Below are 21,902 nucleotides of genomic sequence, written 5' to 3'. Positions count from 1 at the left end.
CGCCCGAGCCGCCCGCCGAGCCCAGCGACGCGCTCAGGGTCGGGCTGAAGGCCGTGACGGCGTACGCGGCGGCGAGGCCGAGCGCGATGCCGAGGGCGCCGCCGACGAGCCCGTTGACGATCGCCTCACCGGCGACCTGCCAGGTGACGCGCCCCGACCTCCAGCCGAGCGCCTTGAGCGTGCCGAACTCCCGTACGCGACGCGACACGGCCGACGACGTGAGCAGCGCGGCGACCAGGACGGCGGCCGCGAGCACCACGACGGAGAGCCACTTGCCCACGCTGGACGCGAGGTCGGAAGCGGTCGACAGGGAGCCGGAGACGGTGTCGGCGAGATCGGCGGAGGTGGTGACCGTGGTCCCGCTGATGTTCTTCTTGATCGTCGCCTTGACGGTGTCGATCTGCTGCGAGTCGCTCGCCTTCACATAGATCGTGGAGACCTTGTTCTTGGCGTCGGCGAGCGTCTGCGCCTGCTTCAGCGGCAGATAGACGTCGCCGCTCGACTCGCTGCTGCTCGCCTGCGCGATGCCGACGATCTCGTACGTGACCTTGTTGACGGTGAGGGTGTCGCCGACGGCCTTGGAGTTCTCCTTGGCGTAGGACGTCGACAGGACGGCCACCTCGGCGTCCGTCTCGGCCGCCTTGAACGTGCGGCCCTTGGTGATCTCCATGGTGGAGAGCGGGCCGAGGCCCTGGTGCGCGACGTCGATGCCGTACACGGAGTAGGAGTTGACGTCGAAGTTCGCGCCGCCGCCCTGGACGCCGCCCTGACCGCCGCCCTCGCCGCCACCGGGGCCGCCCTGGCCCTGACCCTGGCTCTGGCTCTGGCTCTGGGCCTTGCCCTGGCTGAACTGGCCGGAGACCTTCATGACGTTGAGGGTCAGCGCGCCGGTCGCGGAGGCGACGCCCTGCTGGTCCGCGACCTGGCCGACGAGCGAGGACTTGAGCGTCTGGCCGCCGGAGGTCATGACGCGGTCGGTCGACTGCGTCGTGCTGGAGTCGTCGTCGCCGTCGGCGTCGAACGTGAAGTCGGGGCGGCCGCCCCCGTTCTTCGACGGGGCCTGGGCCGCCTTGGTCACCGTCATGTCGGTGCCGAGCCCGTAGAGCGAGGCGAGGACCTTGCTCTGGGCCTGCTTCATCCCGGCCGAGACCGACGTGACCGTGATGACAAGCGCGATGCCGAGCGCGAGCCCGGAGGCGACGACGAGGGCCGCCTTCCGGCGCCGCCTCAATTCACGCCTGAGGTAGGTGAGGAACATGAGGCGGACAGTAAGGACGCTGCTTTGTACTGAGCTGTGAGGAACATGCGGACTGCATAAGTGAGTCCCGGTACGCGGCGCGTACCGGGACTCACGGGGAACTGCGGGTCGGATCAGGCGGCGGAGCCGGCCTTCCAGGCGGCCCAGCTCAGGTTCCAGCCGTTCAGGCCGTTGTCCGGCTGGACGGTCTTGTCGCCGGTGTTCTTCACGACGACGACGTCGCCGACCATCGAGTTGTCGTAGAACCAGGCGCCCGGCGTGCTGGAGTCGCCGGCACCCTTGGCGTCGGCCAGACCGACACAGCCGTGGCTGGTGTTCGCCGAGCCGAAGATCGACTTGGCACCCCAGTAGTTGCCGTGGATGAACGTGCCGGAGTTCGACAGGCGCATCGCGTGCGGCACGTCCTTGATGTCGTACTCGCCCTTGCCGTCGTCGTCCGTGAAGCCGACCGTCGCGCCGTTCATCCGGGTCTCCTTGAACTTCTCGGAGATCACCATCTGGCCCTCGTACGTCTTGTTCTCGGGCGAGCCGGCGGAGATCGGGATGGTCTTGATCGTCTTCCCGTCCTGGGTGACGGTCATCATCTTGGTCTTGGCGTCGACCGTGGAGACCTGGTTCCGCCCGATCTTGAAGGTGACGGTCTTCTGCTGCACGCCGGTCACGCCGTCGGCGCCCTCGACCCCGTCGAGGTCGAGCTTCAGGGTGACCGTGGAGTTGCCCTGCCAGTAGTCCTCGGGGCGGAAGTCCAGGCGGTTGGCGCTGAACCAGTGCCCGACGACCTCCTGGCCGCTGCTGGAGGAGACGGTGATGTGGGACTGCACGTCGGACGTGTTCGTGATGGCCTTGTCGAAGTTGATCGACACGGGCATGCCGACGCCTACGGTCGAGCCGTCCTCCGGCGTGAAGTTGCCGATGAAGCTGTTGGTCGGGGACACCGTCGTGAACTGCGCGTTCTCGTGCGCGGCGCGACCGCCGGAGTCCTTCGCCTCGGCGGCGATCTTGTACGTGGTCGCGCGCTCCAGCTGGTTCGTGGGCTTCCAGCTCTTCTTGTCCGCAGATATCTGACCGGCCACGGCGGTGCCGTCGGCCGTCGTCATGGTGACGTCGGTGAGCGTGCCCTTGCTCACGGTGACCTTGGCGGCGTTGTTGATGCTCGCGTTGTCGGAGCCGTCCTTGGGCGCGATCTTGATGTCGGCCTCGGAGGTCTTCTTCGCCGCGGCCTCGTCGGCCTGCTGCTGCGACTCCTTCTTGCCACCACCCGACGACCCGGAGTCGTCGTCGCCCCCGCTGCACGCAGAGAGCATCAGTACACCGCCGAGCAGGGCGGACGCGGCCATCAGACCCTTGCGCCGCTTACCGTCCGTCATCACACGCTTCTCCATAGTCGCCGATTTCCCCGACTTCCCGACTTCCCCGACTACCCCGGGTCAGGTCACGGAGAACACATGGGTTCCCCATACCCCTGCATAACGCTCTGCCCGGTTCATCCCGTTCCCGAGATCGCCCCGATGTGGGCGACGCCACGTCGGCAGAGGTCGTGACCACGGGTGCACCGGTGGTAACAGAACCCCTGGTGAACCCCTGACTCCCCACTGGGACGACGAAACCCCGGGTGGCGGTTGCCACCCGGGGTCACCCGTTCCGACAACCACTACCCGCGCGACCCGCCGTCCTCCCCGTCATCATCCTCGTCGAGGTCCCAATCCGGCGAATCGGGGTCGTAGTCGACCTGTTCGCTGGACCACGACGCCTGGACGAGCTCGGCCCCCGGTACGTCTCCGACCAGGTCGAACGGATCCACGAGATACGCGATCGCCTCCGCCTCGTCCTCCTGGACGGCCCCCTCGGCGTGCGCCCGCTCCTCGACGGGCATCGCCTCGTCCTCCGCGATCCGCTGCAACGCGGCCCCGGTCAGCGCCTCCACGTCGGCGACCTCCAGGACCAATTCCACCTTCAGGCGAACAAAACGTGACGTCTCATCAGTGCTCATACCGCGGAGCGTACGACCCGTTCCGCTCGTGACTTTCCCGTGACCCGCACCTTTCACTAACATCAGCGGACACGGCCAATTCGCCAGCGCCACAAGGGGGATCGCTTCCGTGTCCGCCGCACGCCGATCACTGCTCACCGCCACCGCCGCCGGGACCCTGTTGGGGGCCCTGTGGTTCGTCCCCAATGCCACGGCGAACCCTGAGCACGCACCACGGACCGACCAACGCGAGACCGCTGCCGCGGTGGACGCCCAGTCGGACCGCCAACTCCGCCTCGCCGACACCGGCACGGTGGACACGACCCCGTACGTGGTCGGCGGCTCCGTTTTCCTGGGCCTGGGCGTGGGTTTCGTCACGTACTCGGTCCGCCGCGGCCGCGCGACGGAGGCGTTCTGACGCAGCAGGACTCCGTCACGGGGCTCCGCCCCGGACCCCGCTGCTCAATCGCCGCAGGGGCTTGATTGGCCGCCCCTCCGCTGCAGGCATCCCACGATGAGGTGCGCCCCTGAGATGCCGGCCGCAGGCCAGGCATCTCAGGGGCGCGGGGAACTGCGCGACCAGCCACGACGAGAGCCGCACCCGCTGACGCAGCAGCAACCAGGCAGACGAATCGGCGTACGGGCTAGGCCAACGCCCCGGTCACCGTCTCAACGGCCGCGACCAACGCCCCACTTCGCACGAACGCCTCCGCCGCAGCCAGATCCGGCGCCAGGAACCGGTCGGGACCCGGCCCCTCGACCCCCGCGGAGCGCACCGCCTCGATGACCGCCCGGGACGCCGGCGCCGGCGTCAGCCCCTCCCGCAGCTCCACGCCCCGCGTGGCCGCGTACAGCTCGACGGCGACGATCCGGGTCAGATTGTCCACGGCCGTACGGAGCTTGCGCGCCGCCGACCACCCCATCGACACGTGGTCCTCCTGCATCGCGGACGACGGGATGGAGTCGGCCGAGGCCGGCACGGCCAGCCGCTTCATCTCGCTGACCAGCGCCGCCTGCGTGTACTGGGCGATCATCAGCCCCGAGTCCACGCCCGCGTCGTCCGCGAGGAACGGCGGCAGCCCGTGCGACCGGTTCTTGTCGAGCAGCCGGTCCGTGCGCCGCTCGGCGATCGACCCGAGGTCGGCCGCGGCGATGGCGAGGAAGTCGAGCACGTAGGCGACGGGCGCCCCGTGGAAGTTGCCGTTGGACTCGACGCGCCCGTCCGGCAGCACCACCGGGTTGTCGACGGCCGACGCCAACTCCCGCTCGGCGACGAGCCGGGCGTGCGCCATGGTGTCCCGCCCGGCACCCGCGACCTGCGGAGCGCACCGCACGGAGTAGGCGTCCTGGACGCGCGGCGCGTCGTCCTGGTGGTGGCCGGTGAGGCCCGAACCCTTCAGCACGGCCAGCATGTTGGCGGCGGACGCGGCCTGCCCGGGGTGCGGGCGGATGGCGTGCAGCTCGGGCGCGAGGACCTTGTCCGTGCCGAGCAGCGCCTCCAGCGACAGGGCGGCGGTGACGTCGGCCGACTTGAAGAGGTTGTCGAGGTCGGCAAGCGCCATGACGAGCATGCCGAGCATCCCGTCCGTGCCGTTGAGCAGCGCGAGGCCCTCCTTCTCGCGCAGCTCGACCGGCGCGATGCCGTGCTCGGCGAGCAGCTCGCCGGCGGGGCGCACAACCCCGTCGGGTCCCTCGGCGTCACCCTCGCCCATCAGCGTCAGGGCACAGTGGCTGAGCGGCGCGAGGTCGCCGGAGCAGCCCAGCGATCCGTACTCGTGCACCACCGGCGTGATGCCCGCGTTCAGCACGTCCGCCATGGTCTGCGCGACCTCGGGACGGACCCCGGTGTGCCCGGAGCAGACCGTCTTCAGCCGCAGGAACATCAGCGCGCGCACGACCTCGCGCTCGACGCGCGGGCCCATGCCGGCCGCGTGCGAGCGCACGATGTTGCGCTGGAGCTGAGCGCGGAGCTCGGTGCTGATGTGCCGGGTGGCGAGCGCGCCGAAGCCGGTGGAAACGCCGTAGACGGGCTCCGGCTTCGCGGCGAGCGCGTCCACGATCTCGCGGGCCGCGGTCAGCGCGGCCACGGCCTCTTCGGACAGTTCGATCCGGGCGTTACGCCGGGCCACGGCGACGACGTCGTCCGCGCTGACCCCATGGGTCCCCAGCAGCACAGTGTGCATATCCATATTCAGGAGCGTACGCAGTGAATCTCAAGATGTCACGACCGAGTTCGAGGAGAGCCCCTTACCCGTGGTGAGGCCCCGGACGAAGGCCTACGGATCGGGCTCCATGCCCCGGATCCGGCGCCGCTCCCCGCCCCCGGCGACCGGCGGCGGAGAGTCCGCGAGCCGCACGACGGGGTCGTCGAGGCCCCCGTCACGCCCCGCCACCACCGGCTTCGCGGCGCGCAGGAACTTCGCCTTGTACTGGGCGGCGTCCGCGAGCCGGAACAGCCGCCGCGCGCTCCTGACCTCGCCGATCGGATCCCCGGTCGACGCGATCCCGCAGGCCACGCCCTCGCCCAGGTCCAGCTCGGCGGCCCGGGAGCAGACCTCGTCGCCGACCCGGACCACCTCGTCGGCGGACGGGCCCACCGCGAGCAGACAGAACTCGTCGCCGCCGAGCCGCGCCGCGAGCATCCCCGGCAGCATCGCCGCGCACCGCGAGAGCACCGACCCGAACCGTTCGAGGAGCCGGTCGCCGAGCGCGTGACCCAGCGTGTCGTTGACCCGCTTGAGGCCGTTCAGGTCGCACACCACCAGGCTGACGACGACGCCCTCGTCCCGGTGCCGCTCCACCGCCTGGTCGAGCCGGATGTCGACGGCCCGCCGGTTGGCGAGTCCGGTCAGGGCGTCGGTGAAGGCGAGCCTGCGGGCCTCCTCCAGGCGCTCGGTCTGCGCGATCCCGGCCGCGACGACGGAGACGAGCACGGTGGCGAAGTCGGCGTCGCGCGGCCCGAACACGGGCGCCCCGAGCGGCCGCGCCACGTACAGCTCGCCCCAGGCCCGCCCGTGCAGCACGATCGGCGCGACGACGCAGCAGCCGCGCCCGCGCCGCCGCAGCGCGGCCACCCGCTGGTGGCAGTACCCGGCCCGGTCCATCGGTCCGGACGCCGTCTCGACCCAGGCGTCCGGCTCCCCGCCGCCGGCCCACCGCTCGTGCAGGAACTCGGTGATCTCCGGGAACTGGTGCACCGGATACGTCTCGTCCTCGGGGAACTCCGCCTCGCCGTCGGCCCGCTCGCCCACGTTGACGAGGACCCGCAGCCGGCCGTGCTCGCGCTCCCACACGGAGAGCGCCGCGAAACTGCCCGACAGCGCACGACAGGCGCCCAGGGCCGCCGCCCGCCAGGACTCGCGCGGGGACTGCGCAGCGGCCATCCCCTGCGCGAGCGCCACCACGGCCCGCAGCCGGTCGTCCTCACCCACCTCTCCAGGCTAGGAAGCTTTCCGGCATTTCGGTGAATTCAGTACACCCGTACCGGTGTCCCGCCCCGGACCGGGGTCACTCACCCGGCCACTGCGGCTTGCGCTTCTCGTTGAAGGCGGCCACGCCCTCGGCCCTGTCGCCGGAGAACGCCACCGACCGCCACGCCGCGTCCTCCACGTCCAGGCCGGCCCGCAGGTCGAGCCCGTGCCCTAGCCGCAGCGCCCGCTTGGCGGCCCGCAGCCCGACCGGCGAGTTCGCGGCGATCCGCGCGGCGAGCGCCAGCGCCTCGGCCCGGTCCTGCCCCGCCTCCACCACCTGGTCCACGAGCCCCAGCGCACCGGCCTCCGCGGCCTCCACGCGCCGCGCCGAGAAGATCAGCTCGGCGGCCCGCGCGGTCCCGACGCGGCGCGGCAGCAGCTGCGTACCGCCACCGCCGGGGATCACGCCGACCGACACCTCGGGAAGCCCGACCACGGCCGTCGCGTCGGCCACGATCAGATCGCAGGCGAGGGCCAGCTCGAAGCCGCCGCCCAGCGCGAACCCGTGCACGGCGGCGATCGTCGGCATCGGCAGTTCCAGCACGCCGGTGTACGCGGCGCGGGCCACGGGGCGCTGGCGCACCAGTTCGGCGTCGGAGAAGGAGTTGCGCTCCTTCAGGTCGGCGCCGACGCAGAAGGCCCGCTCGTGGCTGGACGTGACGACGACGGCCCGTACGTCCCGGCCGTCCGGGCCCTCCAGCCACGCGCACGCGGCGCCGATGGAGCGCGCCATGTCGCTGGAGACCGCGTTCATGGCCTTGGGCCGGTCGAGCACCAGCTCGGCGACGTGCCCGCTCTCGTGCCGCCGTACGGCCACGAACTCCCCGAACCGCTGCTCATCACCCATGACTCGCCCTTCCGGTTAACGCCAGTTAACCGTCAAGATGTCAGGTGCGCCGGGTCAGCGTCCAGGGCTCGACGACGCCGAGGCCGCGCACCGGGCGCTGCCACATGGGCTGGAGCGCGAACCGGTAGCTCGGCGCCGCCTCGCCGTCCTGTTCGGCCTTCTCCGCCGCCGCGGTGGCCTCGGCCTCCGACGCGGGCGCCTCCGCGGTGCGCACCAGCTCCTCGGCGAAGGCGCCGTCGACGAGCACGGCGTCCCGTGGCGCTATCGACGTGAGCCGGCTCGCGAGGTTCACGGTGGTGCCGAACACGTCGCCCATGCGCGTGGTGACGGTTCCGAAGGCCATGCCGACGCGCAGCTCCGGCATCGTCTCGTCGTTGCTCATCGTCTCGATCAGGCGCAGCGCGATCTCGCCGGCCGTGCCCGCGTCGTCCGCGGCGAACAGCACCTCGTCGCCGAGCGTCTTGATGAGGCGCCCGCCGTGCGCCGCGACCAGGTCGGCGGCGGTGGTCTCGAAGGCCTCGACGAGCTCGCCGAGCTCCTCCTCCTCCATCCGCCGGGTCAGCCGCGTGAACCCGACCAGGTCGGCGAAGCCGACGGCGAGCCGCCGGTCCACCATCTCCTCGTCGTCACCGGCCTGCACGACCCGGCCGGTCGCCGCGGCGAGCTGCCGCCGCCACACGTAGACGAGGAACTCCTCCAGCTCGGGCAGGAGCAGCTCTATCAGCGGATACGTGACCTCGGTGCGGGTCATGCCGGGTTCCGGGGGCTCGGTCAGCCCCTCCAGGAAGGAGTCGATCTGCCACTCGGCGAGCCGGGCCGTGGTCTGCCCGGTCGACCGGGCGACCTGGACGGCCATCGCCTCGCTGAGCAGGCCCGCCTCGACCAGGCCGGACAGGCGGCGCAGCGCCAGCACGTCGGCCTCGGTGAGGGCCTTGGCCTGGCCGATGTCGGCGAAGCCCATGGCCCGCCAGAAGCGGGTGGCCAGCTCCACGGAGACGCCCGCGCTGCGGGCCGCCTGGAACGGTGTGTAGCGGCGCTCGGCGCCGAGGATGAGCCCTTCGAGCCGCAGCGCGAGGGGGTCTTCTGTCTCCCCCTCCGGCTTCTCGGGGTCGGCTTGGGCGCCCGTGCCGGAGCCCGAGTCGTCGACGGTCACGCCTGCTGCCCTTCCGATCTGCCGCGGTCAGGTATCGACCGGCCTCAACTCTACGGCAGCCCCTGTGCGCCAGGTCACTCCGCTCGGAACGGGATCCGCCTAATGGGGGGTACGTGTCCCTGTCGCAGCGCGACCAGCCCCCACGCACCCGCGGACGAACGAACCTACGCGGGCCGCAAGTGGACGATGTCGCCCGCCCCGACCGGCTCCCGGTCACCGGAAGGCGTGGCGATGACGAGCCGCCCGTCCCCGTCCACGGCCACCGCCTCACCCACCAGCTCCCGGTCCCCCGGAAGAATCGCCCGCACCTGCCGGCCCAGCGTGGCGCAGCCCGCCGCGTACGTCTCCTGGAGCCGGGACAGCGCGGGATCGCCCTCCGCCGCACACCACTCGACGTACCACCGCTCGAACGACCGCAGCACGGCCCGCAGCAACGGCTCCCGGTCCACCACCTTCGCCCCGGCCAGCGCCAGCGACCCGGCCCCGGGCACCGGCAGCTCCTCCGCGCGCAGCGACACGTTGAGGCCGATGCCGATCACGACGGCGTCCGTCCCGGCCCGCTCCGCGAGGATCCCGCCGGCCTTGCGCTCCTCGTCGCCGACGGTGAGCAGCAGGTCGTTCGGCCACTTCAGCGCCGTGTCGACGCCGGCCGCCGAGGACAGCGCGGTGGCGACGGCGACACCGGTGAGCAGCGGCAGCCACCCCCACCGCTCGACCGGCACCTCGTGCTCGCCCGGCTTGACGAGGACGGAGAAGAAGAGGCCCGAGCGGGGCGGCGCCGACCAGCGCCGGTCGAGCCGCCCGCGGCCCTCGCTCTGCTCCTCGGCGACGAGCACGGCGCCCTCGTCGGCGGTGCCGGCCACGGCCCGTGCCACCAGATCCGTGTTCGTGGAGCCGGTACGGGGCACCACCTCCACGGACGACCACAGTCCTCCGTCCCGTACGAGGGACCTGCGCAGGCCCGTCGCGGCCAGCGGCGGCCGGTCCAAGTCCGACCAGCGGTTGTCGTGCGCGTCTGAACCATCTCGCGGCGTCATGCAACCCAGCCTAGGTGTGGCAAACACCGCACTGCCGAACGGTATTCGCGCCACTACCCTACGAGTCAGTAGCCCCAGTTGATTTCCCCATACACCGAACCGTCCCCCGTGAGCAGCGTCGAGTCAGGCAGGGAGCCGCATCCCGATGTCCGAGTTGGAACAGGCCGCAGAGGCCGCTAAGCCCGACATCCACACCACCGCAGGCAAGATCGAGGACCTGCGGCGCCGGATCGACGAGGCGACGCACGCGGGGTCGGCCCGCGCGGTCGAGAAGCAGCACGCCAAGGGCAAGTTGACGGCCCGTGAGCGGATCGAGCTGCTGCTCGACGAGGACTCCTTCGTGGAGCTCGACGAGTTCGCCCGGCACCGCTCGACGGACTTCGGCCTGGAGGCCAACAAGCCGTACGGCGACGGCGTCGTGACCGGCTACGGCACGGTGGACGGCCGGCCGGTCGCCGTGTTCTCGCAGGACTTCACCGTGTTCGGCGGCGCCCTCGGCGAGGTCTTCGGGCAGAAGATCATGAAGGTGATGGACTTCGCCCTGAAGACGGGCTGTCCGGTCATCGGCATCAACGACTCGGGCGGCGCCCGGATCCAGGAGGGCGTCATGGCCCTCGGCATGTACGGCGAGATCTTCCGCCGCAACACGCACGCGTCGGGCGTCATCCCGCAGATCAGCCTGATCGTCGGGCCGTGCGCGGGCGGGGCCGTCTACTCCCCCGCGATCACCGACTTCACGGTCATGGTCGACCAGACCTCGCACATGTTCATCACCGGGCCCGACGTCATCAAGACGGTCACCGGCGAGGACGTCGGCTTCGAGGAGCTGGGCGGCGCGCGGGCGCACAACTCGCGGTCCGGTGTCGCGCACCACATGGCGGGCGACGAGAAGGACGCGATCGAGTACGTCAAGTCGCTGCTGTCCTACCTGCCGTCGAACAACCTGAGCGAGCCGCCGGCCTTCCCGGAGGAGGCGGACCTCGCGCTGACGGACGAGGACCGCGAGCTCGACACTCTCATCCCGGACAGCGCGAACCAGCCGTACGACATGCACACGGTGATCGAACACGTCCTGGACGACGCCGAGTTCTTCGAGACGCAGTCGCTGTTCGCGCCGAACATCCTGACCGGCTTCGGCCGGGTCGAGGGCCGTCCGGTCGGCATCGTCGCCAACCAGCCGATGCAGTTCGCCGGCTGCCTCGACATCCACGCGAGCGAGAAGGCCGCGCGGTTCGTCCGCACGTGTGACGCCTTCAACGTGCCCGTGCTGACCTTCGTCGACGTCCCCGGCTTCCTGCCGGGCGTCGAGCAGGAGCACGAGGGCATCATCCGGCGCGGCGCCAAGCTGATCTTCGCGTACGCCGAGGCGACCGTCCCGCTGATCACGATCATCACACGCAAGGCGTTCGGCGGCGCGTACGACGTCATGGGCTCCAAGCACCTGGGCGCCGACCTGAACCTGGCCTGGCCCACCGCGCAGATCGCGGTCATGGGCGCGCAGGGCGCGGTCAACATCCTGCACCGCAAGACGATCGCGGCGGCCGAGGCCGACGGGAACGTCGAGGAGACCAGGGCCCGCCTGATCCAGGAGTACGAGGACACGCTCCTCAACCCGTACACGGCGGCCGAGCGCGGCTACATCGACGCGGTCGTGATGCCGTCCGACACCCGCGCCCACGTCGTCAGGGGCCTGCGCCAGCTGCGGACGAAGCGGGAGAGCCTGCCGCCGAAGAAGCACGGCAACATCCCCCTCTAAGGAGCGCCGTCATGATGATCAAGGTCGTACGGGGCAACCCCACACCCGAGGAGCTGGCCGCCGCACTGGCGGTGGTCCAGGCCCGCGCCGCGGCGGTGTCCGGTGCCCCGGCCGCCGCGGCCGAGCGGGACGCGTGGGCGGACCCCTCCCGGATCGCCGCGCACCGGCTGCCGGCGCCGGGGCCGACGAGCTGGAGCCGCTCGTGCTGGCCCGGCTAGGACCGGCCGGCACAACCGGCGAGCGGAACTAATTAGTCCCTTCGCACCGGGGCGCCTGAGTACGCGTACTCAGGCGCCCTTCGCACGCGCGCCGCAGTATCGGTGTCGTGCTGTGGTCAGATCCCGAGAACGAGCCGCCGAAGGAGCTCCGCGAGACGCAGGAGATGCTGCGCCGTGCGGGTTTCGTGCTGGCTCTTGCGATGCTCGTCGTGATGGTGGTCCTCGGCGTGTTCTAGGGCCCGCCCCGGCCGCCGTTACGCTGGCCCGCATGACTGCTCAGCGCCGCCTCGTCCTGGCTTCCCAGTCCCCCGCCCGTCTGGGCCTGCTGCGTCAATCCGGGTTCGCGCCCGAGGTGATCGTCAGCGGCGTCGACGAGGACGCCGTGACGGCCCCGACCCCCGCCGAACTCGCCCTCGCCCTCGCCGAGGCCAAGGCCTCCGTCGTGGCGGCCCGACCCGAGGCGCACGACGCGATCGTGATCGGCTGCGACTCCGTGCTCGACCTGGACGGCGAGGCGCTGGGCAAGCCCGCCGACGCCGAGGAGGCCACGGCCCGCTGGAAGGCGATGCGCGGCCGCGTGGGGACGCTGCAGACCGGGCACTGCGTGTACGACACGGCGACCGGCCGGTACGCCTCCGGGACCGCCTCCACGGTCGTCCGCTTCGGCGAGCCGAGCGACGCGGAGGTCGCCGCGTACGTGGCGACCGGCGAACCGCTGCACGTGGCGGGCGCGTTCACCCTCGACGGGCGCTCGGCCCCGTTCATCGACGGCATCGACGGCGACCACGGCAACGTGATCGGTCTCTCGCTGCCGCTGGTCCGCCGTCTGCTCGGTCAACTGGGCGTCGGCATCACGGAGTTGTGGGCTCCGGCGAGCTAGCGGGCGGGGCCGGTGGCGCGGCGGGACCGCTCTTCTCCCCGCCGCCCTCGGTGTTCTCGTGCCGGTCGTAGGCCACCAGGGTCAGCACGATCAGGGCGAGCACGACCATCATGAACACGAAGGCGAGCCAGCCCACCAGGCCGATCGCGAACGCGCCGAGCAGACCGTGCACCACGGCCGCGCTGATCAGCAGGATGCGCCCGAAGCCGCCCGGCGCCCGGTCGGCGACCGCCGCCCGCACCAGGACGATGCCGCACACCAGCAGATAGAGCCCGAACAGTCCGCCCGCGATCCACGCACCGGCCGACATCGCCCGCGGGTCGAGCCCGGCCAGGGACATGTCCTGCCGGTCGACGACCAGGCCGAGGAACCAGTTCAGGAGCACGATCCCGAACGCCTCCGCGAAGAGCACGATCGCGGCCACCCACGCCACCGGTCTGCGCGCCACCGGTCCCACCCACTTTCCAGTACGGCTGCTGCTGTTACCCCAAGTACGTTCGAGACATCGCGAACGCTACTAACGGGTAAACCTCCGGACAAGGGTTCTGCCGAAGGCAAAGAATCGTTGGGCCATTCGTAGGGACTCCACAAAGAATGCCGACCGGCCGCAGCGCGGTCTCACAGAGACCTTGACCACATTCGGGGGTTAGGGTTCCACCGAGGAGTCCCGCACACCCAGGCACGACAAGGGATTTCACGGACCGAGCGGGCCTCGAGTCACACTCCGTGTGGGCAAGCTCACCATTGGGGACGGGTCGTAAGCCCGTGTCGGCTGTCCCTAAACTCGGCTTGTTTCAAGGAGGGAGCCATCGTGCGCAAGGTGCTCATCGCCAACCGTGGCGAAATCGCTGTCCGCGTGGCCCGGGCGTGCCGGGACGCCGGGATCGCGAGCGTTGCCGTCTACGCCGAGCCGGACCGGGACGCTCTGCATGTCCGCGCGGCCGACGAGGCCTTCGCGCTGGGCGGTGACACCCCGGCGACCAGCTACCTGGACATCGAGAAGGTGTTGCAGGCAGCCAAGGACTCCGGCGCGGACGCCATCCACCCGGGCTACGGATTCCTGTCGGAGAACGCGGAGTTCGCCCAGGCCGTGCTGGACGCCGGCCTGATCTGGATCGGACCGCCGCCGCAGGCGATCCGGGACCTGGGTGACAAGGTGGCGGCCCGTCACATCGCGCAGCGCGCGGGAGCCCCGCTGGTCGCCGGTACGCCGGACCCGGTCGCGGGCGCCGACGAGGTCGTCGCGTTCGCCGAGGAGCACGGCCTGCCCATCGCGATCAAGGCCGCCTTCGGTGGCGGCGGTCGCGGTCTGAAGGTCGCCCGCACCCTCGAAGAGGTGCCGGAGCTCTACGACTCGGCCGTCCGCGAGGCGGTCGCCGCCTTCGGCCGCGGCGAGTGCTTCGTCGAGCGGTACCTGGACAAGCCGCGGCACGTCGAGACCCAGTGCCTGGCCGACAGCCACGGCAACGTCGTGGTCGTCTCGACCCGTGACTGCTCGCTGCAGCGCCGCCACCAGAAGCTGGTGGAGGAGGCTCCGGCGCCGTTCCTGTCGGACGCCCAGGTGGAGGAGCTGTACTCGGCCTCCAAGGCGATCCTGAAGGAGGCCGGCTACGTCGGCGCCGGCACCGTCGAGTTCCTGGTCGGCGCGGACGGCACGATCTCCTTCCTGGAGGTCAACACGCGTCTGCAGGTCGAGCACCCGGTGACCGAGGAGGTCGCGGGCATCGACCTGGTGCGCGAGATGTTCCGGATCGCCGACGGTGAGGAACTGGGCTACGGCGACCCGCAGTTGCGCGGTCACTCCTTCGAGTTCCGGATCAACGGCGAGGACCCGGGCCGGGGCTTCCTGCCCGCGCCCGGCACCGTCACCAAGTTCGAGGCGCCCACCGGTCCCGGTGTCCGGCTGGACGCGGGCGTCGAGTCCGGCTCGGTCATCGGCCCGGCGTGGGACTCGCTGCTCGCCAAGCTGATCGTCACCGGCCGCACCCGCAAGGAGGCCCTGGAGCGGGCCGCCCGCGCGCTCGCGGAGTTCGACGTCGAGGGCATGGCGACCGCCATCCCGTTCCACCGCAAGGTGGTCACCGACCCGGCGTTCGCGCCCGAACTGACCGGTGGCACGGACCCGTTCACGATCTTCACCCGCTGGATCGAGACCGAGTTCGTCAACGACATCAAGCCGTTCGCCCCGGCCGGTGCCGACGCGGACGAGGAGGACGGCGACCGCGAGACGATCGTCGTCGAGGTCGGCGGCAAGCGCCTGGAGGTCTCCCTCCCGTCGTCGCTCGGCATGTCCCTCGCCCGCACCGGCCTCGCGGCCGGCGCCAAGCCGAAGCGCCGCGCGGCGAAGAAGTCGGGCCCGGCCGCCTCCGGCGACACCCTCGCGTCCCCGATGCAGGGCACCGTCGTCAAGGTCGCCGTCGAGGAGGGCCAGGAGGTCAAGGAGGGCGACCTCGTCGTCGTCCTGGAGGCCATGAAGATGGAGCAGCCGCTCAACGCCCACAAGTCCGGCACCATCAAGGGACTTGTCGCGGAGGTCGGCGGCTCGCTCACCTCCGGTGCGGCGATCTGCGAGATCAAGGACTGACGTCCGACCGGTTCCGGCCGGGGGCCCGTCGACCGTGCGGTCGGCGGGCCCCCGCCCGTTTCCCCCGGTCCACGTTCCGCTGTGGTCGACGCTACTGCGGTGGCCGTCCCTCCGCACCGGCCCGATCGGGCATCCTTGGAGGCCCGCGCACGCCCAGGGAGGCCCGATGACGACCGGCACCGACCACGATCGCGGCCGACCCATGCGGGCGGACGCCCGCCGCAACTACGAGCGGCTGCTGACGCAGGCCCGCAAGGCGTTCGCGGAGCACGGCACCGGTGCGTCCCTGGAGGACGTGGCGCGCGGCGCGGGCGTCGGCATCGGCACGCTGTACCGGCACTTCCCGAACCGGTACGCACTGATGAGCGCCGTCTTCGAGGAGGCGGTGAGTGATCTGCTGGCCCGCTCCCGCGCCCTGCTCGACGCGCCGCAGCCGTGCGCGGCGCTCGTCACGTGGCTGCGCGAGATCATCACGCACGCGAGCGAGTACCGGGGGCTGTCCCGGGCCCTCATGTCGGCTTCCCAGGACGCGAGTTCGGCACTCGCGCGGTGCAGCACGCCGATGCGCGAGGCGGGGCAGGCGCTGCTGTCCCGGGCGCAGGCTTCCGGCTCGGTCCGCGACGACGTCTCCATCACCGACCTGCTCCAGCTGACGAACGCGATCGCGCTCGCGGCGGAGGAGACTCCGTCGGACCCGGATCTGGCGGACCGGCTCCTCAAGCTGACGCTACGAGGTATTACCGCGCCCTAGAGCGCGGGCGGCGCCGGAGCTAGCGGCGTCGCAGATCGGCCACGCGTGCCGAGCGCTCGGGTGTGGCGTCGAGCGTCGCCGCGTTCCTGAGCGGGTGGCCGCCGGACGGGAGCCGGCGCTGGCCGGGGAGCGGCACATCCCGGCGCGGCTGCCGCGCCGGGACGGGATCACCGCCCCCCGCCGACGAAGGCCCCGCCCCCGCGACGGCGATCTGGACGCCCTGGTCGGCCAGTGCCTGGAGCTCCGTGGCGGCCCGGTCGTCGTGCCCGGGCGGCTCGTCGGTGACGAGTCGCGTGATCACGTCGGTCGGCACGGTCTGGAACATGGTGTCCGTCCCGAGCTTGGAGTGATCGGCGAGCACGACGACCTCCGCCGCGGCCTGGACGAGCGCCCGGTCCACGGAAGCCGACAGCATGTTGGAGGTGGAGAGCCCTCGCTCGGCCGTGAGACCGCTCCCGGACAGGAACGCCCGGGACACTCTCAGGCCCTGCAGGGACTGCTCGGCCCCGCTGCCCACCAGTGCGTAGTTGGAACCCCGCAGCGTGCCACCGGTCATGACGACCTCGACGCGGTTGGCATGGGCCAGCGCCTGGGCCACCAGAAGGGAGTTGGTGACGACGGTCAGGCCCGGCACACGCGCGAGCCGGCGGGCCAGCTCCTGCGTGGTCGTCCCCGCGCCCACCACGATGGCCTCGCCCTCTTCGACGAGACCCGCGGCGAGATCGGCGATGGCCGTCTTCTCTGCGGTCGCGAGATGTGACTTCTGCGGAAAGCCGGATTCCCGCGTGAATCCGCCCGGCAATACCGCACCGCCGTGCCGGCGGTCCAGGAGTCCTTCTGCCTCCAGTGCGCGCACGTCCCGCCGTACGGTCACTTCGGAGGTCTGGACGACGCGGGCGAGCTCCCGGAGCGATACCGCTCCATTGGCTCGCACCATTTCGAGGATCAATTGACGACGTTCTGCAGCGAACACGAAACTGACAGTAACCCCAACGACCGTCTGCTTTCAGCTGTTTGCGCCGAATTACAGGTTCTGTTCGCACAACTGCCCTGGAAGTGGTATAGGCGCAGCGGGGGTGCTTACCCACTGCGCCTATGCCGCCCGCATGGGCCGCAACTCACCGTGACCTGGGGCGGGTTACGGAGCGTCAGCCCTCTTCGGCGATCTTCCGCGTGTGCAACTGCCGGGCCACTTCGGCGATCGAGCCCGAAAGGGAGGGGTACACGGTGAACGCGTTCGCGATCTGTTCGACCGTCAGATTGTTGTCGACCGCGATCGAGATGGGGTGGATCAGTTCCGAAGCGCGCGGCGCGACGACCACACCGCCGACCACGATGCCGGTGCCCGGGCGGCAGAAGATCTTGACGAAGCCGTCCCGGATGCCCTGCATCTTCGCGCGCGGGTTGCGCAGCAGCGGCAGCTTGACGACGCGGGCGTCGAACTTCCCGCCGTCGACGTCGGCCTGCGAGACGCCGACCGTGGCGATCTCGGGGTCGGTGAACACGTTCGACGACACGGTCTTCAGGTTCAGCGGCGCCACCGCGTCGCCCAGGAAGTGGTACATCGCGATGCGGCCCTGCATGGCCGCCACCGAGGCGAGGGCGAAGATGCCGGTCACGTCACCGGCCGCGTACACACCGGGGGCGGTCGTGCGCGAGACCTTGTCGGTCCAGATGTGCCCGGAGTCCTTCACCTTGACGCCGGCCCCCTCCAGGCCGAGCCCCTCGCTGTTGGGGATCGCGCCGACCGCCATCAGGCAGTGCGTGCCGGAGATGACCCGGCCGTCGGCGAGGGTGACCTCGACGCGGTCGCCGACCCGCTTGGCGGAGGCGGCGCGGGAGCGGGCCATGACGTTCATGCCGCGGCGCCGGAAGACGTCCTCCAGGACGGCGGCGGCGTCCGGGTCCTCGCCCGGCAGCACGCGGTCGCGCGACGAGACGAGGGTGACCTTCGAACCGAGCGCCTGGTAGGCACCGGCGAACTCGGCGCCCGTGACACCGGAACCGACCACGATGAGCTCCTCGGGGAGCTCCTCCAGGTCGTACACCTGCGTCCAGTTGAAGATGCGCTCGCCGTCGGGCTGCGCGTCGGGGACCTCGCGCGGGTGGCCGCCGGTCGCGAGCAGCACGGCGTCGGCGACGAGGGTCTCCTCGGTGCCGTCGGCGGCGGTGACGATCACCTTGCGGGAGCCGTCGAGGTCCTGCTGGCCGTCGAGGCGGCCGCGGCCGCGCAGCACGCGGGCACCGGCCCGGGTGACGGAGGCGGTGATGTCGTGGGACTGGGCGAGCGCGAGGCGCTTCACCCGGCGGTTGACCTTGCCGAGGTCGACGCCGACGACGCGGGCCGGGGAGTCCGGGTCCGGGGTGTCGTCCTCGACGATGATCCCCAGCTCCTCGTACGAGGAGTCGAAGGTCGTCATCACCTCGGCCGTCGCGATCAGGGTCTTCGACGGCACGCAGTCGGTGAGCACCGACGCCCCGCCCAGACCGTCGCAGTCGACGACGGTCACCTCCGCGCCGAGCGAGGCGGCCACCAGTGCCGCCTCGTATCCGCCAGGTCCGCCGCCAATGATCACGATCCGAGTCACGTACTCCATTGTCCCGCACGCTTCAAGACCCCACCGAGCCGGGGCCCCCGTCCGGGTGCCGCACACACGTCTCCCCTCTTAAGAGGGGGTGCCTCCGTTCCGTACGGGACGGATGAGCCGTCTGACGTACCCTCGACCTCATGTCGCTCTACGCCGCGTACGCCGGCAATCTCGACCCGCGGCTCATGACGCGCCGCGCTCCGCACTCGCCGCTGCGCGCGACGGGCTGGCTGACCGGATGGCGGCTGACGTTCGGGGGCGAGCACATGGGCTGGGAGGGTGCGCTCGCCACGATCGTGGAGGCACCCCGGTCGCAGGTCTTCGTCGCGCTGTACGACATCGCCCCGATGGACGAGGAGTCCATGGACCGCTGGGAGGGTGTCGGCCTCGACATCTACCGGCGGATGCGGGTGCGCATCGACACCCTGGAGGGCGAGGAGCCCGCGTGGGTGTACGTACTGAACGGATACGAGGGCGGTCTGCCGTCCGCCCGGTACCTGGGTGAGATCGCCGACGCGGCGGAGTCCGCGGGCGCCCCCCACGACTACGTGATGGAACTGCGCAAGCGCCCTTGCTGACCGGTCTTTCCGGTGTGTTCGCGGGTGCGGGCCGGTGGGGGCTTCTCGCGCAGTTCCCCGCGAACCAGCCCCACGGCGCGATTCCGACCCCCGAGCGGAGCGGTTCGTCGGAAACGACAAGACAACGATCGCAAGACCGGGCCCATCGACATCTACGCGCGTAGGACGTGAGCGGCTACCCTCAAGCGCGTGAACGCATCGCTTACTCCGGACCACCTCCAGGGCGACCCTTACGCCGCCGCCGACACCGCCGCCGCGCGCCTGCGCGAACTCACCGGTGCCGAGACCCACGACGTCGCCCTCGTGATGGGCTCCGGCTGGGCGCCCGCCGCCGAGGCGCTCGGCGCGCCGGCCGCCGAGTTCCCCTTCACCGAGCTGCCCGGTTTCACCGGCGCCGCGGTGGCGGGCCACGGCGGCAAGGTCCGCTCGTACCAGGTCGGCGAGAAGCGCGCCCTGGTCTTCCTCGGCCGCACCCACTACTACGAGGGCCGCGGAGTCGCCGCCGTCGCGCACGGCGTGCGCACGGCCGCCGCCGCGGGCTGCAAGACCATCGTGCTGACGAACGGCTGCGGCGGTCTGCGCGAGGGCATGCGCCCCGGCCAGCCGGTCCTCATCTCCGACCACATCAACCTGACGGCCACGTCGCCGATCGTCGGCGCGAACTTCGTCGACCTCACCGACCTGTACTCGCCGCGTCTGCGCACGCTGTGCCAGGAGATCGACCCGTCGCTGGAGGAGGGCGTCTACGCCCAGTTCCCCGGCCCGCACTACGAGACCCCCGCCGAGGTCCGGATGGCCGGCATCCTCGGCGCGGACCTGGTCGGCATGTCCACCACCCTGGAGGCCATCGCGGCCCGCGAGGCGGGCGCGGAGGTGCTCGGCATCTCCCTGGTGACGAACCTGGCCGCGGGCCTGTCCGGCGAGCCGCTCAACCACGAAGAGGTCCTCCAGGCCGGCCGCGACTCGGCCGTCCGCATGGGCGAGCTGCTGACCCAGGTCCTCGCCAAGATCTGAACCCGTACGTCTGACGTCTGAAGGAATGCGAACCGTGACCGTATCTGGCAGCGAACTGCTCGACCGGGCGAAGACCTGGCTCGCGGAGGACCCCGACCCCGAGACCCGCGAGGAACTGGCCGGGCTCATCGGGGCCGGAGACCTGGCGGCCCTCGGCGAGCGCTTCTCGGGCACGCTGCAGTTCGGCACGGCCGGTCTGCGCGGTGAGCTGGGCGCGGGCCCGATGCGGATGAACCGCGCCGTGGTCATCCGGGCGGCCGCGGGCCTGGCCGCGTACCTGAAGGCCAAGGGGCAGACCGACGGCGTGGTCGTGATCGGCTACGACGCGCGCCACAAGTCCGCGGACTTCGCGCGGGACACGGCCGCGGTGATGGTGGGCGCGGGGCTGCGCGCCGCGGTCCTCCCCCGCCCGCTGCCCACTCCCGTGCTCGCCTTCGCCATACGGCACCTGGGCGCGGTCGCGGGCGTCGAGGTCACGGCGTCCCACAACCCGCCCCGGGACAACGGCTACAAGGTCTACCTCGGGGACGGCTCGCAGATCGTGCCGCCCGCGGACGCGGAGATCGCCGCCGAGATCGACGCGGTCGCCTCGCTCCACGACGTGCCGCGCGCGGAGTCGGGCTGGGAGACGCTCGGCGACGAGGTCCTGGCGGCGTACCTGGCCCGCACGGACGCGGTCCTGGCGCCGGGCTCCGCGCGCACGGCCCGCACCGTCTACACGGCGATGCACGGCGTCGGCAAGGACACGCTCCTCGCGGCGTTCGCCCGGGCGGGTTTCCCCGAGCCGGTGCTCGTGCCGGAACAGGCCGAGCCCGACCCGGACTTCCCGACGGTCGCGTTCCCGAACCCGGAGGAGCCGGGCGCGATGGACCTGTCCTTCGCGACGGCCCGCGCCCTGTCCGAGGCACCGGACCTGATCATCGCCAACGACCCGGACGCGGACCGCTGCGCCGTCGCCGTCCGCGACGGCGCCGCCTGGCGGATGCTGCGCGGCGACGAGGTGGGCGCGCTGCTGGCCGCGCACCTGGTGGAGCGGGGCGTCACGGGCGTGCTCGCCGAGTCGATCGTCTCGTCGTCGCTGCTCGGCCGGATCGCCGAGGCGGCCTCGCTGCCGTACGCGGAGACGCTGACCGGCTTCAAGTGGATCGCCCGGGTCGAGGGCCTGCGCTACGGCTACGAGGAGGCGCTCGGCTACTGCGTCGACCCCGAGGGCGTGCGCGACAAGGACGGCATCACGGCCGCGCTCCTGGTGACCGAGCTGGCGAGCGGGCTGAAGGAGCAGGGCCGTACGCTCCTGGACGCGCTCGACGACCTGGCGCTCGCCCACGGTCTGCACGCCACGGACCAGCTGAGCGTGCGGGTGGACGACCTGTCGGTGATCGCCGCCGCCATGCACCGGCTGCGCGAGCGGCCGCCGGCGGAGCTGGCCGGTCTCGCGGTGACGTCGGCGGAGGACCTGTCGGCGGGCGCCGGCGGGCTGCCCCCGACGGACGGCCTGCGCTACACGCTGGACGGGGCCCGCGTCATCGTCCGCCCCTCCGGCACGGAGCCCAAGCTGAAGTGCTACCTGGAGGTCGTCGTGCCGGTCGCCGAGCGGGCGGGCCTGCCCGCGGCGCGGACCGAGGCGGCGCAGCGCCTGGCGGCCCTCAAGCGGGACCTGTCGGCCGCGGCCGGCATCTAGGGGCCCCACCACACGGACGAGTGATTCCTGCGGGTCAGTTGACGCAAGGGTGGGCGACAACGGCGGGGCGCAACGGGAACGTTGCCCCCGCCGAACCGCCCGACCCCCAGGAGCCGCA

The 21,902-nt window shown here is 71.5% G+C and carries 21 protein-coding genes; 10 read left to right on the top strand and 11 right to left on the bottom strand.

The window, feature by feature from the left end; genetic code table 11:
- The 3 genes from RBJ77_RS18035 to RBJ77_RS18025 all read right to left on the bottom strand — a co-directional run.
- A partial coding sequence (locus RBJ77_RS18035) for an ABC transporter permease (RefSeq protein WP_372345970.1) occupies nucleotides 1–1,258 on the bottom strand: 1,258 nt, incomplete at its 3' end.
- A gap of 113 nt (nucleotides 1,259–1,371) precedes the next feature.
- The gene (locus RBJ77_RS18030) at nucleotides 1,372–2,640 is read right to left on the bottom strand and encodes an Ig-like domain-containing protein (RefSeq protein WP_372345969.1); all 1,269 of its coding nucleotides are present in this window, start codon (nucleotides 2,638–2,640) and stop codon (nucleotides 1,372–1,374) included.
- 269 nt (nucleotides 2,641–2,909) lie between these two features.
- The gene (locus RBJ77_RS18025) at nucleotides 2,910–3,248 is read right to left on the bottom strand and encodes a hypothetical protein (RefSeq protein WP_372345968.1); all 339 of its coding nucleotides are present in this window, start codon (nucleotides 3,246–3,248) and stop codon (nucleotides 2,910–2,912) included.
- Between the two features lie 109 nt (nucleotides 3,249–3,357).
- On the opposite strand from RBJ77_RS18025, the gene RBJ77_RS18020 reads away from it, so the two are divergent.
- Entirely contained in the window at nucleotides 3,358–3,645 is a 288-nt protein-coding gene (locus tag RBJ77_RS18020) for a hypothetical protein (protein WP_372345967.1), read from the top strand.
- 226 nt (nucleotides 3,646–3,871) lie between these two features.
- Here the strand turns inward: RBJ77_RS18020 and hutH are convergent, their stop codons facing one another.
- The 5 genes from hutH to RBJ77_RS17995 all read right to left on the bottom strand — a co-directional run bounded on the left by hutH (nucleotide 3,872) and on the right by RBJ77_RS17995 (nucleotide 9,734).
- Nucleotides 3,872–5,410 (bottom strand): histidine ammonia-lyase, encoded by a 1,539-nt coding sequence (gene hutH / locus RBJ77_RS18015; protein ID WP_372345975.1) that lies wholly within the window; start codon nucleotides 5,408–5,410, stop codon nucleotides 3,872–3,874.
- Between the two features lie 93 nt (nucleotides 5,411–5,503).
- Nucleotides 5,504–6,658 carry a diguanylate cyclase domain-containing protein gene (locus RBJ77_RS18010; RefSeq protein WP_372345966.1) on the bottom strand — a complete coding sequence of 385 codons (1,155 nt, stop codon included), beginning with the start codon at nucleotides 6,656–6,658 and terminating at the stop codon, nucleotides 5,504–5,506.
- Nucleotides 6,659–6,734: 76 nt separating this feature from the next.
- Nucleotides 6,735–7,544 (bottom strand): enoyl-CoA hydratase/isomerase family protein, encoded by an 810-nt coding sequence (locus tag RBJ77_RS18005; RefSeq protein WP_372345965.1) that lies wholly within the window; start codon nucleotides 7,542–7,544, stop codon nucleotides 6,735–6,737.
- A 40-nt stretch (nucleotides 7,545–7,584) separates the two neighbouring features.
- The gene (locus RBJ77_RS18000) at nucleotides 7,585–8,697 is read right to left on the bottom strand and encodes an adenylate/guanylate cyclase domain-containing protein (protein ID WP_255978686.1); all 1,113 of its coding nucleotides are present in this window, start codon (nucleotides 8,695–8,697) and stop codon (nucleotides 7,585–7,587) included.
- A gap of 164 nt (nucleotides 8,698–8,861) precedes the next feature.
- Nucleotides 8,862–9,734 carry a biotin--[acetyl-CoA-carboxylase] ligase gene (locus tag RBJ77_RS17995; protein ID WP_372345964.1) on the bottom strand — a complete coding sequence of 291 codons (873 nt, stop codon included), beginning with the start codon at nucleotides 9,732–9,734 and terminating at the stop codon, nucleotides 8,862–8,864.
- 145 nt (nucleotides 9,735–9,879) lie between these two features.
- On the opposite strand from RBJ77_RS17995, the gene RBJ77_RS17990 reads away from it, so the two are divergent.
- The 4 genes from RBJ77_RS17990 (at nucleotide 9,880) to RBJ77_RS17975 (ending at nucleotide 12,588) form a co-directional block, all read left to right on the top strand.
- Nucleotides 9,880–11,490 carry an acyl-CoA carboxylase subunit beta gene (locus tag RBJ77_RS17990; protein ID WP_372345963.1) on the top strand — a complete coding sequence of 537 codons (1,611 nt, stop codon included), beginning with the start codon at nucleotides 9,880–9,882 and terminating at the stop codon, nucleotides 11,488–11,490.
- An 11-nt stretch (nucleotides 11,491–11,501) separates the two neighbouring features.
- Nucleotides 11,502–11,708 carry an acyl-CoA carboxylase epsilon subunit gene (locus tag RBJ77_RS17985; protein ID WP_372345962.1) on the top strand — a complete coding sequence of 69 codons (207 nt, stop codon included), beginning with the start codon at nucleotides 11,502–11,504 and terminating at the stop codon, nucleotides 11,706–11,708.
- A 107-nt stretch (nucleotides 11,709–11,815) separates the two neighbouring features.
- On the top strand, nucleotides 11,816–11,944 hold the full coding sequence (gene mmpB / locus RBJ77_RS17980) for a morphogenic membrane protein MmpB (protein ID WP_372345961.1): 129 nt from the start codon (nucleotides 11,816–11,818) through the stop codon (nucleotides 11,942–11,944).
- A gap of 32 nt (nucleotides 11,945–11,976) precedes the next feature.
- Nucleotides 11,977–12,588: a nucleoside triphosphate pyrophosphatase gene (locus RBJ77_RS17975; protein WP_372345960.1), complete on the top strand. Its 612-nt coding sequence runs from the start codon at nucleotides 11,977–11,979 to the stop codon at nucleotides 12,586–12,588.
- Here the strand turns inward: RBJ77_RS17975 and RBJ77_RS17970 are convergent.
- Nucleotides 12,560–13,036 (bottom strand): hypothetical protein, encoded by a 477-nt coding sequence (locus tag RBJ77_RS17970; RefSeq protein ID WP_372345959.1) that lies wholly within the window; start codon nucleotides 13,034–13,036, stop codon nucleotides 12,560–12,562. The two genes, RBJ77_RS17975 and RBJ77_RS17970, sit on opposite strands and share 29 nt — an antisense overlap.
- 363 nt (nucleotides 13,037–13,399) lie before the next feature.
- Between RBJ77_RS17970 and RBJ77_RS17965 the strand changes: the two genes are divergently transcribed.
- Together RBJ77_RS17965 and RBJ77_RS17960 are read left to right on the top strand one after the other, a co-directional pair.
- Nucleotides 13,400–15,172, top strand: a complete 1,773-nt coding sequence (locus RBJ77_RS17965; RefSeq protein ID WP_372345958.1) for a biotin carboxylase N-terminal domain-containing protein — start codon at nucleotides 13,400–13,402, stop codon at nucleotides 15,170–15,172.
- 202 nt (nucleotides 15,173–15,374) lie between these two features.
- Nucleotides 15,375–15,923 (top strand): TetR/AcrR family transcriptional regulator, encoded by a 549-nt coding sequence (locus RBJ77_RS17960; RefSeq protein WP_372345974.1) that lies wholly within the window; start codon nucleotides 15,375–15,377, stop codon nucleotides 15,921–15,923.
- Nucleotides 15,924–15,942: 19 nt separating this feature from the next.
- Here RBJ77_RS17960 and RBJ77_RS17955 read toward each other — a convergent pair whose 3' ends face one another.
- Nucleotides 15,943–16,896, bottom strand: coding sequence for a DeoR/GlpR family DNA-binding transcription regulator (locus RBJ77_RS17955; RefSeq protein ID WP_372345957.1), 954 nt, complete (start codon nucleotides 16,894–16,896; stop codon nucleotides 15,943–15,945).
- A 175-nt stretch (nucleotides 16,897–17,071) separates the two neighbouring features.
- A complete protein-coding gene (locus tag RBJ77_RS17950; protein ID WP_372345956.1) occupies nucleotides 17,072–18,520 on the bottom strand; it encodes an NAD(P)H-quinone dehydrogenase in 1,449 nt (482 codons plus the stop codon).
- Between the two features lie 131 nt (nucleotides 18,521–18,651).
- Here RBJ77_RS17950 and RBJ77_RS17945 point away from each other — a divergent pair, with 131 nt between their 5' ends.
- The 3 genes from RBJ77_RS17945 to RBJ77_RS17935 all read left to right on the top strand — a co-directional run bounded on the left by RBJ77_RS17945 (nucleotide 18,652) and on the right by RBJ77_RS17935 (nucleotide 21,784).
- On the top strand, nucleotides 18,652–19,089 hold the full coding sequence (locus RBJ77_RS17945) for a gamma-glutamylcyclotransferase (RefSeq protein WP_372345955.1): 438 nt from the start codon (nucleotides 18,652–18,654) through the stop codon (nucleotides 19,087–19,089).
- Between the two features lie 189 nt (nucleotides 19,090–19,278).
- Nucleotides 19,279–20,103, top strand: a complete 825-nt coding sequence (locus tag RBJ77_RS17940; RefSeq protein WP_372345954.1) for a purine-nucleoside phosphorylase — start codon at nucleotides 19,279–19,281, stop codon at nucleotides 20,101–20,103.
- Between the two features lie 34 nt (nucleotides 20,104–20,137).
- A complete protein-coding gene (locus tag RBJ77_RS17935; RefSeq protein ID WP_372345953.1) occupies nucleotides 20,138–21,784 on the top strand; it encodes a phospho-sugar mutase in 1,647 nt (548 codons plus the stop codon).
- The last annotated feature ends 118 nt before the right edge of the window (nucleotides 21,785–21,902 follow it).

Origin of the sequence: Streptomyces sp. KL116D (genome assembly GCF_030766975.1) — a bacterium.
GTDB lineage: Bacteria > Actinomycetota > Actinomycetes > Streptomycetales > Streptomycetaceae > Streptomyces > Streptomyces longispororuber_A.
This window is presented reverse-complemented; position numbering and strand designations above follow the sequence as displayed.

Excerpts from the sequence above, each read along its gene's own strand:
- RBJ77_RS17990 (WP_372345963.1), top strand. The coding sequence starts at position 9,880 with ATGTCCGAGTTGGAACAGGCCGCAGAGGCCGCTAAGCCCGACATCCAC.
- RBJ77_RS17975 (WP_372345960.1), top strand. The coding sequence starts at position 11,977 with ATGACTGCTCAGCGCCGCCTCGTCCTGGCTTCCCAGTCCCCCGCCCGT.
- RBJ77_RS17985 (WP_372345962.1), top strand. The coding sequence starts at position 11,502 with ATGATGATCAAGGTCGTACGGGGCAACCCCACACCCGAGGAGCTGGCC.
- RBJ77_RS17995 (WP_372345964.1), bottom strand. The coding sequence starts at position 9,734 with ATGACGCCGCGAGATGGTTCAGACGCGCACGACAACCGCTGGTCGGAC.
- RBJ77_RS17945 (WP_372345955.1), top strand. The coding sequence starts at position 18,652 with ATGTCGCTCTACGCCGCGTACGCCGGCAATCTCGACCCGCGGCTCATG.
- RBJ77_RS17950 (WP_372345956.1), bottom strand. The coding sequence starts at position 18,520 with ATGGAGTACGTGACTCGGATCGTGATCATTGGCGGCGGACCTGGCGGA.
- RBJ77_RS18025 (WP_372345968.1), bottom strand. The coding sequence starts at position 3,248 with ATGAGCACTGATGAGACGTCACGTTTTGTTCGCCTGAAGGTGGAATTG.
- hutH (WP_372345975.1), bottom strand. The coding sequence starts at position 5,410 with ATGCACACTGTGCTGCTGGGGACCCATGGGGTCAGCGCGGACGACGTC.
- RBJ77_RS18030 (WP_372345969.1), bottom strand. The coding sequence starts at position 2,640 with ATGGAGAAGCGTGTGATGACGGACGGTAAGCGGCGCAAGGGTCTGATG.
- RBJ77_RS17960 (WP_372345974.1), top strand. The coding sequence starts at position 15,375 with ATGCGGGCGGACGCCCGCCGCAACTACGAGCGGCTGCTGACGCAGGCC.
- RBJ77_RS18005 (WP_372345965.1), bottom strand. The coding sequence starts at position 7,544 with ATGGGTGATGAGCAGCGGTTCGGGGAGTTCGTGGCCGTACGGCGGCAC.